At 59.8% G+C, this 18,750-nt stretch carries 13 protein-coding genes; 4 read left to right on the top strand and 9 right to left on the bottom strand.

Annotation, left to right across the window (positions count from 1 at the left end; all coding sequences use genetic code 11):
• Positions 1–7: 7 nt before the first annotated feature.
• The 5 genes from EV281_RS12035 to EV281_RS12055 form a co-directional block, all read right to left on the bottom strand.
• Positions 8–1,717, bottom strand: coding sequence for an ABC transporter ATP-binding protein (locus EV281_RS12035; protein ID WP_132653337.1), 1,710 nt, complete (start codon positions 1,715–1,717; stop codon positions 8–10).
• Positions 1,718–1,727: 10 nt separating this feature from the next.
• On the bottom strand, positions 1,728–2,915 hold the full coding sequence (locus EV281_RS12040; RefSeq protein ID WP_132653338.1) for an ABC transporter permease: 1,188 nt from the start codon (positions 2,913–2,915) through the stop codon (positions 1,728–1,730).
• A gap of 10 nt (positions 2,916–2,925) precedes the next feature.
• The gene (locus tag EV281_RS12045) at positions 2,926–3,912 is read right to left on the bottom strand and encodes an ABC transporter permease (protein WP_132653339.1); all 987 of its coding nucleotides are present in this window, start codon (positions 3,910–3,912) and stop codon (positions 2,926–2,928) included.
• 107 nt (positions 3,913–4,019) lie between these two features.
• A complete protein-coding gene (locus tag EV281_RS12050; RefSeq protein ID WP_132653340.1) occupies positions 4,020–6,128 on the bottom strand; it encodes an alpha-amylase family protein in 2,109 nt (702 codons plus the stop codon).
• Between the two features lie 87 nt (positions 6,129–6,215).
• Positions 6,216–8,141 (bottom strand): ABC transporter substrate-binding protein, encoded by a 1,926-nt coding sequence (locus EV281_RS12055; protein ID WP_132653341.1) that lies wholly within the window; start codon positions 8,139–8,141, stop codon positions 6,216–6,218.
• 185 nt (positions 8,142–8,326) lie between these two features.
• Between EV281_RS12055 and EV281_RS12060 the strand changes: the two genes are divergently transcribed.
• Entirely contained in the window at positions 8,327–9,385 is a 1,059-nt protein-coding gene (locus EV281_RS12060) for a LacI family DNA-binding transcriptional regulator (RefSeq protein ID WP_132653342.1), read from the top strand.
• A gap of 36 nt (positions 9,386–9,421) precedes the next feature.
• On the opposite strand, the gene EV281_RS12065 is transcribed toward EV281_RS12060, so the two are convergent.
• Positions 9,422–10,189: a TIM barrel protein gene (locus EV281_RS12065; RefSeq protein ID WP_132653343.1), complete on the bottom strand. Its 768-nt coding sequence runs from the start codon at positions 10,187–10,189 to the stop codon at positions 9,422–9,424.
• Positions 10,190–10,353: 164 nt separating this feature from the next.
• Between EV281_RS12065 and EV281_RS12070 the strand changes: the two genes are divergently transcribed.
• Together EV281_RS12070 and EV281_RS12075 are read left to right on the top strand one after the other, a co-directional pair.
• Positions 10,354–11,142, top strand: a complete 789-nt coding sequence (locus tag EV281_RS12070; protein ID WP_132654266.1) for an SDR family oxidoreductase — start codon at positions 10,354–10,356, stop codon at positions 11,140–11,142.
• Positions 11,143–11,354: 212 nt separating this feature from the next.
• Positions 11,355–11,816 carry an Rrf2 family transcriptional regulator gene (locus EV281_RS12075; RefSeq protein WP_132653344.1) on the top strand — a complete coding sequence of 154 codons (462 nt, stop codon included), beginning with the start codon at positions 11,355–11,357 and terminating at the stop codon, positions 11,814–11,816.
• Between the two features lie 64 nt (positions 11,817–11,880).
• Here the strand turns inward: EV281_RS12075 and EV281_RS12080 are convergent, their stop codons facing one another.
• Positions 11,881–13,005 carry an acyl-CoA dehydrogenase family protein gene (locus EV281_RS12080; RefSeq protein ID WP_132653345.1) on the bottom strand — a complete coding sequence of 375 codons (1,125 nt, stop codon included), beginning with the start codon at positions 13,003–13,005 and terminating at the stop codon, positions 11,881–11,883.
• Positions 13,006–13,166: 161 nt separating this feature from the next.
• On the opposite strand from EV281_RS12080, the gene EV281_RS12085 reads away from it, so the two are divergent.
• Positions 13,167–13,943 (top strand): metallophosphoesterase, encoded by a 777-nt coding sequence (locus tag EV281_RS12085; RefSeq protein WP_132653346.1) that lies wholly within the window; start codon positions 13,167–13,169, stop codon positions 13,941–13,943.
• Between the two features lie 102 nt (positions 13,944–14,045).
• Here EV281_RS12085 and EV281_RS12090 read toward each other — a convergent pair whose 3' ends face one another.
• A complete protein-coding gene (locus EV281_RS12090) occupies positions 14,046–17,225 on the bottom strand; it encodes a multidrug efflux RND transporter permease subunit (protein ID WP_132653347.1) in 3,180 nt (1,059 codons plus the stop codon).
• Positions 17,222–18,397, bottom strand: a complete 1,176-nt coding sequence (locus EV281_RS12095; RefSeq protein WP_132653348.1) for an efflux RND transporter periplasmic adaptor subunit — start codon at positions 18,395–18,397, stop codon at positions 17,222–17,224. Before EV281_RS12095 ends, EV281_RS12090 begins: the two co-directional genes overlap by 4 nt.
• Positions 18,398–18,750 lie beyond the last annotated feature (353 nt).

Consider the following 18,750-nt stretch of genomic DNA (forward strand, 5'->3'; position numbering starts at 1 on the left):
AACATCCTCAGGCATTAGCTGGAGCGATGAAGCGATGCCGGTGCAGCATGCGCTTGTCGCGTGGGTCGGGATTGGGAACGGCTGAAATGAGGCTCTTCGTATAGGCTTCCTGCGGCGCGGTGCAGATCTGCTCGGCCTCGCCAAGTTCAACGATCTTGCCGCGATGCATGACGGCCACGCGGTCGCAGAAGTAGCGTACCACGGAGATATCGTGGGAAATGAAGATGAAGCTCAGGTTCAGCCGCTGACGGATATCAAGCAGCAGGTCGAGGATTTGGCTGCGGATGGAGACGTCGAGCGCCGAGGTTGCTTCATCGGCGATGATGATGCGTGGATCGAGGGCAAGGGCGCGAGCAATGCCGATGCGCTGACGCTGACCGCCCGAGAAGGCATGGGGATAACGCTCCATGCCCATCGGATCGAGGCCGACAAGGCGCATCAGTTCGGCGACACGGTCCTCAAGAGCCTTGCCCTTGGCAAGCCCGTTGACGATGAGCGGGTCGCCGATCACTTCCTTGACGGTCATGCGCGGATTGAGTGAGGCGAAGGGATCCTGGAAGACGAGGCGGACTTCGCGATGGAAATTACGCAACTCCTTCTTGCCTATCTTGGTGACGTCGGTCTCGCTGCCATCCTTGCCGCGGTAAAGCACTGTGCCGGTCGTCGGCTCCACAGTGCGCAGGATCAGGCGGCCGAGCGTGGTCTTGCCGGAACCGCTTTCGCCGACGATACCGAGATTTTCGCCGGGATAGAGGTCGAAATTGGCGTCATCGACGGCGCGCAGCATATTGGCATTGCCGTGCCAGCCGAAGGTCTTGCCGAGATTACGCACTGACAGGATTGGTTGCGGTGCTTCCGATGAGAGAGCGATGGCTGGAAGCTTGCCTTCGATATGATGGGTGAGCTTCACAGTCGAGGCCAGCAGTTGGCGCGTATAGGGATGGGTAGCGGCGTGATAGATCGCATCGACCGGGCCGCGCTCAACAATATGGCCGAAGCGCATAACGGCGACTTCATCCGCCACTTCGGCCACAATGCCCATATCGTGGGTGATGAGCAACATTGCCATGCCGCGATCGACCTGCAGGCGCTTGATGAGATCGAGGATTTCGGCCTGCGTGGTCACGTCGAGCGCGGTGGTCGGCTCGTCGGCGATCAGGATATCGGGATTGCCGGCTAGCGCCATGGCGATCATGGCGCGCTGGCGCATGCCGCCCGAGAACTCGAACGTATAGCGGTTGGCCATCTTCTCGGGATTGGGTATTTCCACCTGGCGCAGCAGTTCGACCATGCGGGCGCGGGCCGCCTTCTTGTCGAGATTGCTGTGCAGGCGGATTGCCTCGACGATCTGCGAGCCGATCGTATGGACCGGCGATAGGGAGCTCATCGGCTCCTGAAAAATGAGGCCGATACGCCGGCCGCGGATCTCCCGCATGGCGCGGCTGCCGGGCTGTAGTGTGGCAATATCGGTGATCTCGCTGCCACTGCGCAACAGGATGCGGCCGCCGACGATGGTACCGGGCTTGTCGACGATCTGCAGCAGCGAGCGGGCCGTGACACTCTTGCCGGAGCCGCTCTCCCCGACGAGGCAGAGCGTCTGGCCGCGCTTTAGCTGGAAGCTGACATCTTCGACGGCGTGCAGGATATGTGTGCGCAGCCGGAAATCGATCGAGAGGTTTTCAACCGAGAGAACAACGTCATCAGGAAGATCGGTCATGGCTTCCTCCTCAATTGTCATAGGGATCGGCTGCATCGCGTAGGCCGTCGCCGAAGAAGTTGAAGGACAGGACGGCAATTACGACAGCGAGCGACGGCCAGATCAGCAGCCAGGGCGCGGTTGCGACCGTGCGGATGTTCTGGGCGTCCTGCAGCAGCACGCCCCAGCTGACGACCGGCGGCTTGAGGCCTATGCCGAGGAAGGATAGCGAGGTCTCGGCGACGATCATCGTCGGCACGGCAAGAGTGACCACGGCGAGGATATGGCTCGTCAGCGAGGGCAGGATATGGCGGAAGATCAGCCTTGCTTCGCTTGAGCCGTCGAGTTTCGCGGCGGTGACGAAATCCTCACTGCGCAGCGCCAGAAAGCGGCCTCGCACCTCGCGGGCAAGGCTAGTCCAGCCAAGCAGCGAGACGATGACGGTGATGACGAAGTAGACGTTGACCGGCGACCATGTGAGCGGGATCGCTGCTGCAAGGCCGAGCCAAAGCGGGATGGTCGGCATGGCGCTCACGACCTCGATCACGCGCTGGATCAGCGTATCTACCCAACCGCCGTAGAAGCCGGAGATGGAGCCGAGGACAACCCCGAGCACCAGTGACATGGCGACGCCGACGAGACCGATCGACATTGAAATGCGGGTGCCATAGATCAGCCGCGTAAGCACATCACGGCCGAGACGATCGGCGCCGAGCAGGTACATGGGATCGTTGGGATTGATCGGACCGAAGAAATGCGTGGTCATCGGGATCAGGCCCCAGAGATAATAGGCCGGACCTCTGACGAAGAAGCCGACCGGTACGACCTTGGTGTCATCGACAACGAAGGTGCGCCGCAGCGCCACCTTGTCGATTTCCACCTTGTAACCCTTTACGTGGAAATTGAATTGGGAGCCGCCGTCCGGCTTGGTGACGAAGAAGCTGAGGCCCTGCGGTGGCGCATAGGTATATTGCGGTTTGGAGGTCGCGGGCAGAGACGGAGCCAGGAATTCGGCAAAGAGGCCGATGAGATAGAGCAGCAGGATGATCACGCCGGCGAACATCGCCACCTTCTGGCGGATCAGCTTACCGGCAATCAGCCGCCAGGGACCGACGGCGGCGGTCGAGACGGTTTTGCCCTGTTTCAACGGGCTGATCGACGGACCGTCGGCGGTGACGTTCAAAGGACCTTTATGGGTTCCGAATGTTTCGTGCGTCATCGGCGCCTCCTCAATTGAACCGGATGCGCGGATCGAGCAGCGCGAGCAGCAGGTCCGATAGGAGCATGCCGACGAGGGTCAACGCCGAGAGCAGCAGGATAAAGCTGCCGGCGAGATACATGTCCTGCGAGACCAGCGCGCGGAAGAGCAGGGGACCTGCGGTCGGAAGGTTCAGGACGATGGCGGTGATCGTCACACCCGAGACGAGGTGCGGCAGCACCCAGCCGATTGCAGAGACGAAGGGGTTGAGCGCAATGCGTACCGGATATTTCATGATCACCTTGTATTCGGGCAGGCCCTTTGCACGCGCGGTGATGACATAGGGCTTGTGCAGCTCGTCCGTCAGATTGGCGCGCAGGATGCGGATAAGGGCAGCCGTGCCTGAGGCGCCGATGATGATGATCGGGATCCAGAGATGAGCGAGGAAATCGCCGACCTTGGCAAGACTCCAGGGTGCCTCTGCAAATTCGGGGGAATTAAGCCCGCCGACGCTTTGGCCGAGGTAGCGATAGGCGATGTACATCAGCGTCAGCGCCAGAATGAAGTTCGGCACCGCAAGGCCGATGAAGCCGAAGAAGGTGAAGACGTGATCGCCGACCGAATGGCGGCGCACGGCCGAATAGATGCCGATCGGCAGGGCGACGATCCAGACGAAGAGGAGGCTGAGCAGTGAGATGACTAACGTCGAGCCCATGCGCGCCCAGATGAGGCCGGAGACGGGCTGGTTCCATTCGAAAGACCAGCCGAAATCGCCACGGCTGACGATGCCCCACATCCATTTGAGATACTGGATATAGAAGGGATCATCGAAGCCGTAGATCTCTTTCAACCGCTCGATCTGCGCCGGATCGACGGCCTGGCCGCTATCGCTCATCGTCGCGATCATCGAGGTTAGATAGTCGCCCGGCGGCAGCTGGATGATCAGGAACGAGATCAGCGACATGCCGATCAGGGTCGGGATCATGTAGAGCACGCGCTTGAAGATATAGCCAAGCATCAGATTGTTTCTCCTCCCGTTGAGAGCGCCCGGCCAGGCGCTTCCTTCGGATCTCCATCCGCTTTCGGCCCCTCCAGGCCGAAAGCGCTCCTCCTAGTCTCCTCACCTCATTTCCAGGTAAGGTGCAGCACCTCCAGCCGCTCGATGCCCGGCACCTCCACCTGCGCGCGGCCATCCCTGACGCTGAAGTTTGCGGCGCGGTCGGTCACGACAAGCCATGCCTTTGCCACCGATTTGCCCCGAGGAATTTCCACTGAAACCGTCTGGGTCGCCAGAGGGTAATTTTCGCGTATTGGGCCCTTCATCATCATGGGATTGGTGAGATTGAAGAGGCTGACCGCAATGCCTTCGGCATTTTCACGAAGCGCCATGTCGATGACGCCGGGGCCTTCCACGGTGACGCGTGAGGTCTTGCCTAGTGCCCAGCGGACAGCATTGGCGATCAGCCTCCCGTGGTCGACGGCAAAGACTTCCCAGAAGATCTCGCCGATATTCCAGGGAATGTAGACCGTACGGCCGCCCTTGCCGGTTTCGCGGGCGATGACGCCAGCGCCTTCCGGTGCCTTGCGCGGATAGACTTCTTCCATCGGCAGGTCCGGGAAATCGGGCACATAGAGAAATGGCGTCGTCGCATTGCCGGTCGCGTCGGCATGGATGAGGCGCGTACCGCCCATGATGCGCTCGGCGCCTTCGTAGCCCTGATTGATCGGGTGATCGCCCGAGAGCGCGACGTAGGTGTTCTTGACGATGCCGCGCGGACCGGAGACGAACCTGGCGCCGAGCACATCGGACAGGCCGAATTCGCTGCGCTTCTTGCCGAATTCGTCGCGAAGCGAGGTTTCGTAGGATGCGACAACGCTGCCGCCACGCTCCACATAGGCGCGGATCGCCTCGTTCTGTGCATCCGATAAGCAGGAGGCATTGGCGAGGATGATCAGCTTGAAGCGGTCGAGATTTTCCTTGGTCAGAACCTGGTCCGAAAGAAGCTCGAAGGGGAGGCGGGCTTCGACGAGGGCATGATAGAAACCGAGATCATGTTTTTCGGCGCCGTGGCGCTCTTCCGGCGCCCAATGTCGGAGCGTCGTCGAGGGGTCGATGACGGCGATTTCGGCGGTTGGGTGCATGCTTTCGAGAATCGGTTCGACGGCGGCCTGCAGGGCGAAGGAGTCGGCGACCGGTTCGACCCAGCGCTTGTCCGGCACGACACCGTTGAATTTGGTGAACCAGGCGTAGAGGCCATGGGCCGTGCCATCATTGATCCAGAGCTGCATTTCCTCGCCGGAGGTGACGGCATCCTTCCAGCGATATTCCTCTTCCGGACCGATCGAGGTGATGAGGACCACCGGGCGGTCGGGGAAGGTGGCGCGGATGCGCTTGCCATTGCGGCCGGCCGACCAGCCGAGCTCGAGGCCCTTGCGGCCCTGATGGTCGACGACGAGAAAAGGGCAATGTCTGGCGATGACCGAGAGGTCGAATTCCATCAGCGAAGCGCCGCCCATATTCGGGATGAAGCTCGCATGCGGCCGGATCGCTTTGACCGCATCGTCCCACTGGGCGATCATGTCGGTCAGAACCCGGCGGCGCCACTGCACCCAGGCTTGCCAAGCCGGGTCTTCGGCATTCGGCGTCTTTGGCAGATCATGGCCGAACATATCTCTGAAGCGGCGGGCGCTATCTTCGCTGTAATCGACACCATGGCCCTGCCAGCGATTGGCGAAGATGGCGTCGATGTCGTATTTGCGCACGATTTCCTTGACCACTTCCGGCATGAAGACGGTGTTGTAATCGCCATAGGCATTGGTGACCCAGACATCGGGATAGGCCCAATGGCGGCGCGGCGTGCCGTCGGCATTGATCATCACCCATTCGGGGTGCGCCTTGGCGGCATCATCGTGAATAGCATGCGGGTCGACGCGGGCCATGACATGCATATCGAGCTTACGGGCGGCATCGACGAGCGCGCCGAAAATATCCTTGTCGCCGAGATATTTGCTCACATAGTGATAGGGCACTTCGCTTGGATAATAGGCGATGTAGCCGCCGGCGCTGAGGCACACGGCGTTGGATTTGGTGCGCTTGAAGACATCGACCCAGAAGGCCGGATCGTATTTCTCAGGATCGTCCTCTACGAAAGTGAGCTGGGTCCAGCGCGTTGCGGTCTTGAACCAATCCGGTGTGCGCAACGTGTCGGTATTCTGTCTTCTGGCGTCGAGCATCGACTTCATCCAATCATTGGCAAAAGAGGGGCCTTGGCGCCGGCCGATGGGACCGGCGCCTGCAATGCATCAAGCTATTTCAGGCCATCAGACCTTGTAGAACTGCTCCGGCATGGTGGGAGCGGGCGTCGGCCAGCCGAAGGAATTCGGCATGGTCTTGGTGATGTTCTTCATGTTGTTCTTGACGATGCCGTAGCCATCCGGTGGCAGGGAAATGCCGAAGACGTAGAAGTTGTCGGCGGCACCCTGCAGGATTTGTTTCATGATCTCCTGTTGACCCGCTGGGTCGGAGGTCGATTTCAGCTTGTCGTAAAGCTCGAGCTGCTTCTTCGTCTCCTCCGGCGGTTCTTCCGCATTGGGATTGTTGCGGTCGAGATACCAGAGCTGCCAGGCCGGGGCATACATGGCGTTTGAATCCGTCGGCACATAGTAGCGTGGGTCGAGCATGGCAGCTACGCCGCCATTGGCACCGAACTGGTGAGCCGTCGCATCGAAATCGCGGCCCTGGCGGACACGGGTCTCCCAGAGCGAACGGTCCATGGTGCGCATCTGCGCATCGATACCAACAGCCTGGAACATCGGTATGACCAGCTGGAAAAGATCGAGGAAGACGGCGCGCGCCTGGTCGATCTCGAAGATCACCGTCAGGCGACGGCCCTTCTCGTCCAGACGGAAGTTCTGGTCGTCACGCTTCGGGACGAGCGTGTCGAGCATGGCGTTTGCCTTGTCGACGTCGTAGTTCGTGAACTGCGTCGCGAGCTGCTCATTGTAGAGCGGATCGCCCTGCTTGATCGAAGGCTGGGCAGGCGCACCCTGGCCGACGAGAACGGCATCAATCAGTGCCTGGCGGTCGAGCGCCATGGAGAGTGCTGCGCGGAAATCCTTGTTGCGGAAGAGCTTTCGCTTGGTCTCGTCATTGTGGTTCAGGTTGAAGATGAAGTTCATCACGTTGGCTTCGGTCGAAGTCAGCGTGTAGAAATCATATTTTCCCTGCTCGCGCGCATCATAGAGCACCGACTTGTTGTTCGGTGTCGCGATATACTGATCCATCAGGTCGATTTCGCCCTGCATGGCCTTCAAGAGCAGCACCTGCGGGTCGGCGACCATCTGATAGACGATGCGGTCCATATAAGGGAGCTGGTTACCTTCCGTATCCACCTTCCAGTAGAAGGGGTTACGTTCGGCGATGGCCCGTTCGGTGTTCTCGCCGGGGGCGATCGTGAACATCCAGGCGTTCAGGCAAGGCTTCTTCGAGGAATTCAGGAAGAAGGCGTTGTCGTCCTGGAAGCCGGAGGCGGACTGGAAGGCGGCGATCCAGCTTTCGAAGCCGCGTTGTTTGGCGAGTTCGTCGGCCTTCGGATTATAGTCGATGTGGAACTGCTCGAGATAATGCTTGGGGCAGCGCGTCGTGTGGTCACTATTGGCCCAGGCGATCTGTAACGGGAACATACCGTTAGGTTTCGAGAAGATAACTTTAAACGTCTGTTCGTCGACGATTTCGAGCTTCGCGGGCTTGCCGGCGGTCTTCCAGTGGCCCTGGCCGGTGACGGCAACGCGCTTGTCGGTCAGGATAGTGTCGTACCAGAATTTTACGTCAGCTGTGGTATAGGGGTGGCCGTCCGACCACTTCATGCCCTTGCGCAGGCGGATGGTATATTCCGTGGAATCCGCATTGCCATCGAAGGCTTCGGCGACGTTCAGAGTCACGCCGGACCAGTCGGGCGTATAGCGCAGCAGCGGTTCATAGGCCTGGTAGCGGAACAGCATGGACAGCGAACCGCCGCCGACGAGCGCCATATTCCAGTCGCCGCCGTATTTGCCGACGCTTTCCACCGGTTTGATGACGAGCGGGTTTTCTGGCAGCCGGTCCTTCAGGGCCGGCAGCGCGCCGCTTGAAACTTTGTCTTTCAGGATGTCCGCTTCCTTGAAGTCGGCGGCGAAAACCGGCAGAGCCGGCAGGATCAGAACGGCCGAGGTTCCGGCCAGAAACGCGCGACGTTTCAGCTTGATCATAGGGTTCTCCTCCAAAAATCCAAAGCCCTTATCGTTTTTTTTGCTTTCAGGCTGGGATAACGAAGAGAATACATTTGGATATTGTTAGGTAAAGCGTTATGTTTTGTTAGTGCAAGAATTTGCAGTTCCGGTCGGAAAGGTGTAGCGAAGCGCACCGAATGCCGGACAAGATATTGAGGTGGAGAGTGGGAAGCAGGGGGCGAGTTACCTTACAGACGATCGCGCGAGAGGTCGGACTCTCGAAATATGCGGTTTCACGCTCGCTGGCAGGCAAGAGCGGCGTCAGTGAGGAGACGCGGGCGCTGATCCGCGCGACGGCCGAGCGGTTAGGCTATACGCGTCCCACCGGCCAATCGCAGACGAACGATATCGCCGTGGTCTTCCACGATCTCGACGCCGTCAATAGTGAGCTCTACATGCAGATCCAGAACGGCGTGCAGCGTGAGGCGCACAGGCTCGGCATGGCGCTGCGTATCCGCTGGACCCATAGTTCCGATCAGCTTGAGGAACTGGCGCGTTCCTGCGCCGGGCTGTTGTTGGTCGGCCCGCATGACCGGGAGGCGATCGTCGCGGCAACGGCGACCGGCGTGCCTATCGTTCGTTTCGGCTGGGTAGATCCTCTGGAACAGGCAGATCAGATTACCGGCACGGACCATGAGGCAGGCCAGGCGGTGCTTCAATATCTCATCGGGCTCGGCCACCGGTCGATCTGCTATGTCAACGGCACCCCAGGTTTCCGTGGCAGGCGTGAGCGCTTTTACGGGGCGCGGGAGATCGCCGAGCGCTGCGAGGACGTCTCGCTGCATGTGCTGCGGTTCGACGAGCAGATCGGATTCGGCGAGGCGTTTCGGGAGCTGAAGGAAAAGGGTATTCATCCGACGGCCTTCTTCTGCGCCCATGACGGACTGGCGCTCACGGTTGTTTCTGAATTGCTGGGGCAGGGCTATCGCATTCCCGATGATGTATCTGTCGTCGGCTTCGGCGACTTCTCGCCAGCTACGCAGATTTCGCCGCCGCTGACGACGGTGAAGATGGAAGGGCAGGAGGGCGGGGCCGTCGGCCTCCGGCTGCTGCTGGAGCGGATCGAAAATCCGCGTCTGCCTGGCATGCCCGCCCGGCGCGTGATGATCGCTTCGCGCATTGTCGAGCGTCGGTCGGCAGGCCCCTGCAAAGCGCCTGCGGCGATCGATCCAAGACAGGTCGAGGCGGAGCGCATTCAGCGCGGCACAGTGCCTGCCCGATAAGTGAGCCGGTCTCATCAGCGACCGGCTACGCTGATGTCAAGCCATCGTCGCTATTGCGGCCTTGACTGCGTCCGCACCCGGTCTGGTCGGCCTGTATTCCAGTCCGACGGCGCCGGCATAACCGTTGGTAAAAATCCAGTTCAGGCGGTGGGCGAGATCGATCGTTCCGGTGCCTGGCTCGTTGCGGCCCGGATGATCGGCGACGTGGACGTGGAAAACGCTATTGATGCGGCCGGCCAGAACATCTTCCGTGCGCTCGCCCATGACGGCAGAATGGTAGATATCATAGACAATGCCAATTTCCGGCCGGGCGACATCATCGACGATATCCAACCCCTCGCGGGTGGAATCCAAGAAATAGCCGATATGGTCGATGCGGATATTGAGCGGTTCGACGCCAAGGCGCACTCCGCTACCTTTGAGGATGTCGGCGCCAGCCCCTAGCGTTTCAGTCAGTGCCTTACGCTGTTCATCCCGCGTGAAGCCTGCGAGATCGTCGCCAGCCTGCGCGATCAGGATCGGTGCGCCGAGACGTTTCGCAACGGCGACGGAATCGGCAAGGCCCTTCAGCCAGGTCTCGCAATTGGCGGCGTTGGTCAGCGCGATCATCGGCTCGGCGACGAGGCTCGTCACCTTGAGGCCGGTTTCCTTCAATGCGGCTTCGATCGCGCCGAGGTCCTTATCCGTCCAGCGCCAGAATTCGATGGCCTTGAGGCCGGCGGCATGGGCGCGGTGGATGCGGTCGGCAAAGATGTCGCCTTCCTCGGCGAACAGCCATTCGATGCAAGCTGAATAAAGTCGCATGTAAAGCTCCCCACAATCTGCCTGCAGGCATGCGACAGAACGCAGCCTGCGGCAAGAGGGATCGGTTTCGATGCCGATGATTTTCTGTCACGACTTGACGGGCAGAACCAATGCCGGAAGAGTCGCGCATCGGCTGGGTCTGCCAGCCGCATTGGGAGGATTTCATGGATCTTGGATTGAAGGGAAAGACTGCCGTCATCACCGGTGGTTCCGTCGGCATTGGGCTTGCCATCGCCGAAGGGCTGGCGGCGGAGGGCGCTAATCTTGTGCTATCGGCACGCGGACGCGAGCGGTTGGACGCCGAGGCTGCGCGCATCGCCGGCAAATATGGCGTTAGCGCGGTTGCGGTCGAAAGTGATGTCGCGACCGTGGAGGGTACGGAGGCGATCATCGCGGCCGCCGCCGAACGCGGCGGAGCGGATATTCTCATCAACAATGCCGGCACCGGTTCCAATGAGACGGTCATGGAAGCGCCGGACGAGAAATGGCAGGCCTATTGGGATCTGCACGTCATGGCGGCCGTGCGTCTCGCTCGCGGAATCGCGCCACAGATGAAGAAACGCGGTGGCGGCGTCATCCTCCACAATGCCTCGATTTGCGCGGTGCAGCCACTCTGGTACGAGCCGATCTACAACGTTACCAAAGCGGCGCTGATGATGTTTTCCAAGGCGCTCTCCACCGAGCTGGTGAAGGACAAGATTCGCGTCAACTGCGTCAATGCCGGCCTCATTCTGACACCCGACTGGATCAAGACTGCCAAGCAGCTGACGGCTGAAACCGGCGGCGACTGGGAGGGTTACCTGCAAAGTGTGGCGGATGAGCATGCCTCTTCCAAGCGCTTCGGCACGCCCGAGGAACTCGCGAACTTCTTCGTTTTCCTCTGCTCCGACCGGTCGAGCTACAGCATCGGTTCGACCTATTTCGTCGACGGCGGCATGCTGAAGACGGTTTAGCTGCCGCGGTATCCGGTCTCGCATCGATCTGTCGGTGTGGGACCGGCATGCCGAAATTGCAAAACATAGGGAGACTTCAAAAGAGTGGTTAACGGCAACATAAATCGCCAAATAACCTATAAAAACGAGTTATTTTGTTGTCTCTTCATGGTTTTGACTCTATTTCCCTGTTATTACAGAAGCATAATGCCGCGAAGGGCAGGGCGACCGAGATGTTGACGAAAAAGGGAAAATACGGATTGAAGGCGCTGGTTGATCTGGCGCGGCTGGCGCCGGGCGAGACTGCCTTCATCAACGATATTGCTTCGCGCAACAACATCCCGAAGAAGTTCCTCGATACGATCCTGCTCGAACTGCGCAATGTCGGCATCCTGCGATCGAAGAAGGGGCCGGGCGGCGGTTATTCGCTCTCGCGGCCTGCATCGGAAATCCGTATCGGCCATGTTATCCGCACGCTGGACGGGCCGCTCGCGCCGATCCGCTGTGCCAGCCGTACGGCTTACGAGGCTTGCGACGATTGCGCCGATCCCGAGACCTGTCAGGTGCGGCGCTCGATGACCGAAGTCCGGGACGCGATCGCCGCCATTCTCGACAATATGTCGCTCGAACAGTTTGTTGCCGGCGGCGGCATCGAAACGGTCGAAGAGAAGCTGCCGGCTTCCGTTGCGAGCTGATCCGCACTCCCTTTGCTTCCCCAATTCCGGACGCAAGCCACTGCGCAGTTCTGCTGGAATTGCTTCAGCTTTCGCGGATTCTCAGAATATGCGCGCCAGCTGCCTTCAATAGCGGCTCGCGCTCTATCGTCATGTCGTGGATACGGGCATTGCGCCAGTGACGGTCGAGGTTGAGCGCTATGCTGCCCGTCGCGCCGCGTGCCAGTTCGAAAAGAGCATTTGCCGTGGCCAGTGCCACATCGGTTGCCGAAAGGCAGACGGATGCGGTGGAGAAATACGCTTCCGCCAAGGCTGCTTCGGCGGGGCTTACCTGGGCGATATCAAGCTTACGGCCTGCCTGTTCCAGCGCTCCGGTCGCGGTTTCGATGCTGACGGCGCGCCAGCCGATCTTGTCAAAGAGGGCCGCAGGGTCTTTCACCATCATGAGCAGGTCGGCAAAGGCGGCGCGGGCGATACCGAGGCCGACAGCCGCCTGTAACAGGAGGCCGAGGGATTTTTCCGTAGCATGATCGCTGGATAAGGCGGTGGTGACGGTATCGGCATTCACATGCAGCTTGCCTGCAATCAATGTTGCCGTGCCGTTGGTGCGCAGGCCAAAGGCATCCCAATCATCTACCGTCTGCAGTTCGTCGCTGTCACGCTGGAGATGGAGCGTCACCCTGCGGCCGCCGGGGTCGATCGCCGCTGCGGCGATCCAGTCGGAGAAAAGAATGGCTGCGGCTTGTTCCGACCGGCCCGTCAGGCGAAAGCCGGAGCCTTCGGTAACGAGGCTTGCCTGATCGGCAAAACGGGTCGCGGCGAAACGGTCGCCATCCAGGGCTCGAGTGAAGAGGTCGGTCTTCAGCTCTTCCGAAGACTGATTGCGCAGTCCCTCCAGGACGCGGAAATGGGCCGCCAGTACATTGCCGATGGAAGCATCGCTTTCGGTGATAATGGCGACGATCTCGGCGAGCAGGGCGTTGGAAATGTCGAGCCCCTGATATTCCGCGGGCACGGTGATCCCCGTCAGGCCGGATTGCGACAGCGTATCGAGTTCGGCGCTGGGCATAAGGCGGTTGATATCGCGCTCGCTTGCCTGTCGGCGAAAGGCGACCGCAAGCTCACGAGCCGTGGAAACCGCTTCTTCTTCGGTCTCGATGCGGTGCGCCGGAGGGCGTACATTGTCGTGCAACTGCGATACGGTGCCCATCTGCCACTCTTTCCCGATGTTAAAAAGTGCGTGATTGCATCGGCTTATGTAAGGCCGGTTTTTCCTCAAAAGCCCGACCGGCTGAATTTTCTTACCAGCTTGATCGCCTTGCCGTATGCTCTACGTATGGTTAAGGGACGCCCAATTGATCAGGAATGATGATGAGCGATTCGCTTGCACGAAGCCGCGAGGGTTCGAAGGCTGGACGTCAGCCGCGTCCGCGCCTGAGCATGGATATAGCCGAAATCCCGACCTATGCCATCGGCGACGTACATGGGCGCCTCGATCTGCTGCAGAAAGCCGAAGAGGCGATTGTGCGCGATGCGGAGCGTCTGCCGGGTAGGAAGCTGATCGTCATGCTCGGTGACTATATCGACCGCGGCCCGCAATCGGCGCATGTCATCAGCCATCTCATGGACCCGACGCCGGAGGGCTTCGAGCGCATCTGCCTTGCGGGAAACCATGAGATCGTCATGCTGGACTATATCGACGGCTGGGCATCTTATGATGACTGGATGACCATGGGTGCCGCCGAGCTTTTGAGATCCTACGGTCTCGATCCCGATCATCTGCCGCTACTCTTCCGCTCCGGTGCGCAGCTCGACGCGTTCATCCGCCAGTCGCTGCCGCACACGCACATCGATTTCATCCGCGCCATGCCGATCATGCTCGATACGCCCGACATCGTCTTCGTGCATGCGGGCATCGACCCGCGCGTGCCACTTGAAGAGCAAGCGGATGATGACCTAGCCTTCATCCGCCAGCGTTTCCTGGAGAGCTCGCTGCCGTTGCCAAAACTCGTCGTGCACGGACACACACCGGGTGACCAGCCGGATGTGCAGCCGATGCGGCTGAATCTCGATACCCGCGCCTTCCGCAGTGGGAAGCTCTCCGTTGCCCGTTTCTGGCAGGGGCAGGTTCACCTCTTCTCCACCTGAGCCCAGAGCACTTCCGCCTTCTTCGAAACACGAAATACTCTATCTCTTTATTTTCACCCAATTCCGAACGCAGAACTATAACGCCGTTTGGCCGGGTTTGCCTCAGGCGGCATTTTCTTCAGCATCTGCTTGAGCTGGCGCCTCCGCCGGCTTTTTGCGCCAGCCGCGCAGCACGACGTAGAAGACCGGCGTCAGGAACAGGCCGAAGAATGTCACACCCAGCATGCCTGAGAAGACGGCTGTGCCGAGCGACTGGCGCATTTCAGCACCGGGACCGGTGGCGATGGCAAGCGGCAGAACGCCGAAGATGAAGGCGAAGGCCGTCATCAGGATCGGGCGCAGGCGAAGGTGACTTGCCTCGATTGCGGCATCCACGGCGCTCTTGCCCTCTTCTTCCGCCTGTCTTGCAAATTCGACGATCAGAATGGCGTTCTTGGCCGCAAGGCCGATGAGGACGATCAGACCGATCTGCGTCAGGACGTTGTTGTCCATTCCCCTCAGCGACACGCCGATCAGTGCGGCGAGCACTGCAAGCGGAACGATGAGGATGATGGCCAAAGGCAGGATCCAGCTTTCATATTGCGCTGCGAGCGCAAGGAAGACGAAGATCACCGACAGAGCGAAGATATAGACCGCCGTGTTGCCCGTGTGGGTTTCCTGATAGGCAAGTTCCGTCCATTCGAAGCTCGTGCCCGGCGGCAGGATCTGAGCCGCCAGCGTTTCCATCTTCTTGATGGCATCGCCGGTCGATGTGCCGGGTGTCGGATTGCCCTGAAGCGGTACCGAGACATACATGTTGTAGCGCTGGACGAGTGCCGGACCACTGGAGTCCTGGATATCCATCAGGGTGCCAAGCGGAACCAGCGCGCCCGTCGCCGATCGAACCTTCAGCGCGAGAATGTCGTCCCTGTCCATGCGATATTGCCGGTCAGCCTGGGCGCGAACCTGGTAGACGCGTCCGAATGCATTGAAATCGTTCACGTAGGCGACGCCGAGGTTGATGGACAATGCGTTGAAGATGTTGGGGATTGGCACGTTCAGGAAGCGTGCCTTGTCGCGGTCGATCGCAAGGAAATATTGCGGGCTCGCATCCGAGAATGTCGTAAAGACGCCTGTCAGCCCCGGGGTCGTTGCGGCAGCGCCCATCATCTGGCGGGCGAGACCGAGGACGCGCGTCATGTCGGAGTTCTCAAGGTCCAAAATCTGCATCTTGAAGCCGCCCGAATTGCCGACGCCGCGCACGGATGGCGGCGGGATGGCAATGATGAAGGCTTCCTGGATGCTTTGAAGCTTGCCGTAAAGCTCACCGATGATCTTGTTTGCAGTCTCTCCGCCTTCTTCGCGTTCGGCAAAGGATTTGAACGGGACAAAAACGACGCCGGCATTTGAGGCATTGGTGAAGGTCGCGCCGCTAAAGCCGGCAAATTGCACGGCATTGCCGACACCGGGCACCGTGCGGGCGATCTCGCCTACCTGTTTGACGACAGCGTCGGTACGCGCAAGGGAAGCTCCATCAGGAAGCTGGATGACGACGATTGCGTACCCCTGATCCATTGTCGGGATGAAGCCGGAGGGGACTCTCTGGCCCATATACCAGGTCGCCCCGAGCAGGCAGGCGAAGGCAATCAAAGAGCAGGTCAATCCCACCCAGCTGCTGACCAGGTGCCGGACGATCCAGGAATAGCCCGAGCTCAGCCGATCGAATCCGCGGTTGAAGCCGTTTGCGAGGCCGCTTCCGATCTGGGAGAAGATATTCTTGGGCCTGCTCTCATGATCATGAGTTTTCAGCAATATGCCCGCCAGCGCAGGTGACAGTGTGAGCGAATTCAAAGCCGAAATGGCTGTCGTGACCGAAATCGTGACCGCGAACTGTCTGTAGAACTGTCCGGAAATGCCTGGAATGAAGGCCGTCGGCACGAATACTGCGATCAGCACCAGTGAGATGGCGACGACGGCGGTGCCGACTTCGTCCATCGTGACATGCGCAGCCTCTTTCGGCGTCATGCCCTGCGCCAGGTTTCGTTCGACATTTTCCACCACCACGATCGCGTCGTCGACGACAATACCAATCGCCAACACAAGGCCGAACAAGGTCAGCATGTTGAGCGAGAAGCCGAAGGCGAGCAGAATTGCGAAGGTGCCGATCAGCGATACAGGGATGGCGATGATCGGGATGAGGGCTGTGCGCCAGGATTGCAGGAAGACGAGGACGACGATCGCCACGAGGATCGCAGCTTCAGCGATGGTCCTATAGACCTCATAGATCGAATCCGAGATGAATTCGGTCGTATCGTAAACGATACGGTACTCCAGACCCGGCGGGAAATTCTGTGAAAGATCCTTCATGATGCCCTGGATCTGATGGGCAGTATCCAGCGCGTTGGTTCCCGGGCGGGCGAAGATGCCGAGGGCAACTGCGGGGTCGTTGTTGAGATAGCTGTTGGTAACGTAGTCCTGAGCACCAAGTTCGATACGGGCGACATCCTGCAACGCCACAAGCCGACCAGTGGCTGTCGATTTTACAATGACATAGCGAAACTGCCGCACGTCCGAAAAGCGCCCGTCCGTTCGCACCGTATATTCGAAGGCATTCTTGCCGGTGACAGGCGGAGCGCCGATCTTGCCGCCTGACACCTGAACGTTCTGATCCCTCAACGCGGCGACGACATCATCGGATGTCATTCCGTAGGCGGAGAGCTTTTCAGGGTCGAGCCAGATACGCATCGAATACTGGCGCTCGCCGAACAGTTGCACGTCGCCGACGCCATCGAGACGCACGAGAACGTCGCGGATGCGGTTGCGGGCGTAATTTGAGACATAGAGCTGATCATAACGGTGCGACGGCGACAGCAGATGCACCACCATCATCAGGTCGGGCGAACTTTTGTCGGTCGTCACACCAAGGCGCTGGACTTCATCGGGAAGGCGGGGCAGGGCGATGGAGACGCGGTTCTGAACCAGAACCTGAACCTTGTCGAGATCGGTTCCGAGCTTGAAAGTGATCGTCAGCGACATGGCGCCGTCGGCGCTGGAATAGGAAGACATATAAAGCATGTCTTCGACGCCATTGATCTGCTGTTCGAGCGGCGTCGAAACCGTGTCGGCGATCGTCTGTGGATCGGCGCCCGGATAGGAGGTGCGCACGACAATGGTCGGCGGCGCGATCTCGGGATACTGGGAGACCGGCAATTGCGTATAGGCGATGCTGCCGACGACGAGAAGGACAATGGAGATGACGGCCGCAAAGATCGGCCGGTCTACGAAGAAGTGAGCAAACCTCATTGGCTGTTCTCCGCACCGGCGGTTTCCGGTGGAGCGTCCGTCCGCTCCTTCGGCAGTTCGGTCATCTGAGGCGTGACCTTTGCGCCAGGCCGGGCGCGGATCAGGCCGTTGACGATGATAGTCTCGGTGCCGTCGAGCCCCTCGCGAATGACGCGATAGCCATAGAGTCGCGGACCGGGCCGCACCGGCTTGGTAGAAACCGTGCCGTCTGCGGCGACGACATAAACGACGCGCTCATTCTGGTCAGAGCCGATAGCCTCATCGGGGACGAGAACGGCCTGATAGGTGTTGGAAGCCTCGACTTGAATGCGGCCGAAGAGGCCAGGCTGTAGGACGAGATCGGGGTTGGGGAAGCGGGCACGCAGACGAATCGTGCCGCTCTCATTGTCGATCCGGTTCTCGGCGAAATCGAGTTTTCCCTTGAATGGCTTGGCATTGGGATCCGAGATCGTGACCGTGACATCCAGTCCGCCGCCGCCCTGCTGGAGATCCTTGCCGAGTTTGCGCGCCGTGTCGGCGAAATTCAGCAGCCGGCGCTCGTCGACGTCGAAATAGAAATCGATGGGGTCGAGGGACACGATCGTTGTCAGTACGGTCTGATCGGTCTGCACGAGGTTACCGGCGGAGATCAGGCGGCGGTCGATGCGGCCGCCCAGCGGCGCAACGATCTCCGTATATTCCAAGTCGAGAGCTGCGCGATCGGCGGCAGCTTGCGCACCGCGGACATTGGCCTGGGCCGAATCGAATTCGCGGCGGCGGTCGTCCAGTGTCTGCGCCGACTGGCTGCCGCTCGAAGCAAGCGACTGCGCACGCTTATACTGCGCGTCGGCAAAGACTAGTGTCGATTTCGACGCTTCGAGTGCTGCATTGGCCTGATTGAGCGCGGTGACAAACGGTCGCTGATCGATGACGAATAGCCGGTCTCCTTTCTTCACCAGAGCACCGTCAGTGAAGTCGATTTCCTGCAAATAGCCGCCGACCCGCGATCGGACGGAGACTTCGTCGACCGGTTCGAAGCGACCGATGAATTCGTCATTATCGACCACGTCGCGCACGACGGGCTTGGCGACGGTAACGGGCGGGGGAGCAGGCGCCTGCTGCGCCTCGGCGATGAGCGGTAAAAAGGCCGCAAAGCAGCCGAGCACCAGTGTCTGTCGAAGCGAATAAGCCATTCCGGTCCCCCTTGCGGGCGGCCGAACGCAGCCGCCTGAACCTATGCCTGAGATAAGCTGTCCATGCCTGCTGGAACGAAAGCATGAGCCTTCGTCCTAAGTCCGAATTTACTCATGCGTGGCTGCCGGGAAGATGACAGATGCAATCCTGCATCTCGAAATCAACCGGAGGAGGAAAACCACGATCTCCGTAAGCCTCTGAAGACAGACTATAAACGGGAGAATCCAAAAATTGCAAATGCCAATTGAGTGCGCGGAATTGGAGTCCGGCAACCCCCAGCATTTTCGGCGGTATATCGGTTTATCACGTTGTCGAGAGGGCTTTTATCCGCCGCTTCAACTTATCAAAGGGC

The organism is Rhizobium sp. BK418 (assembly GCF_004341105.1).
Taxonomy (GTDB): domain Bacteria; phylum Pseudomonadota; class Alphaproteobacteria; order Rhizobiales; family Rhizobiaceae; genus Rhizobium.

Coding starts and splice junctions, on each gene's coding strand:
- EV281_RS12035 (WP_132653337.1), bottom strand. CDS start 1,717: ATGACCGATCTTCCTGATGACGTTGTTCTCTCGGTTGAAAACCTCTCG.
- EV281_RS12040 (WP_132653338.1), bottom strand. CDS start 2,915: ATGACGCACGAAACATTCGGAACCCATAAAGGTCCTTTGAACGTCACC.
- EV281_RS12045 (WP_132653339.1), bottom strand. CDS start 3,912: ATGCTTGGCTATATCTTCAAGCGCGTGCTCTACATGATCCCGACCCTG.
- EV281_RS12050 (WP_132653340.1), bottom strand. CDS start 6,128: ATGCTCGACGCCAGAAGACAGAATACCGACACGTTGCGCACACCGGAT.
- EV281_RS12055 (WP_132653341.1), bottom strand. CDS start 8,141: ATGATCAAGCTGAAACGTCGCGCGTTTCTGGCCGGAACCTCGGCCGTT.
- EV281_RS12065 (WP_132653343.1), bottom strand. CDS start 10,189: ATGCGACTTTATTCAGCTTGCATCGAATGGCTGTTCGCCGAGGAAGGC.
- EV281_RS12070 (WP_132654266.1), top strand. CDS start 10,354: ATGGATCTTGGATTGAAGGGAAAGACTGCCGTCATCACCGGTGGTTCC.
- EV281_RS12075 (WP_132653344.1), top strand. CDS start 11,355: ATGTTGACGAAAAAGGGAAAATACGGATTGAAGGCGCTGGTTGATCTG.
- EV281_RS12080 (WP_132653345.1), bottom strand. CDS start 13,005: ATGGGCACCGTATCGCAGTTGCACGACAATGTACGCCCTCCGGCGCAC.
- EV281_RS12085 (WP_132653346.1), top strand. CDS start 13,167: ATGAGCGATTCGCTTGCACGAAGCCGCGAGGGTTCGAAGGCTGGACGT.
- EV281_RS12090 (WP_132653347.1), bottom strand. CDS start 17,225: ATGAGGTTTGCTCACTTCTTCGTAGACCGGCCGATCTTTGCGGCCGTC.
- EV281_RS12095 (WP_132653348.1), bottom strand. CDS start 18,397: ATGGCTTATTCGCTTCGACAGACACTGGTGCTCGGCTGCTTTGCGGCC.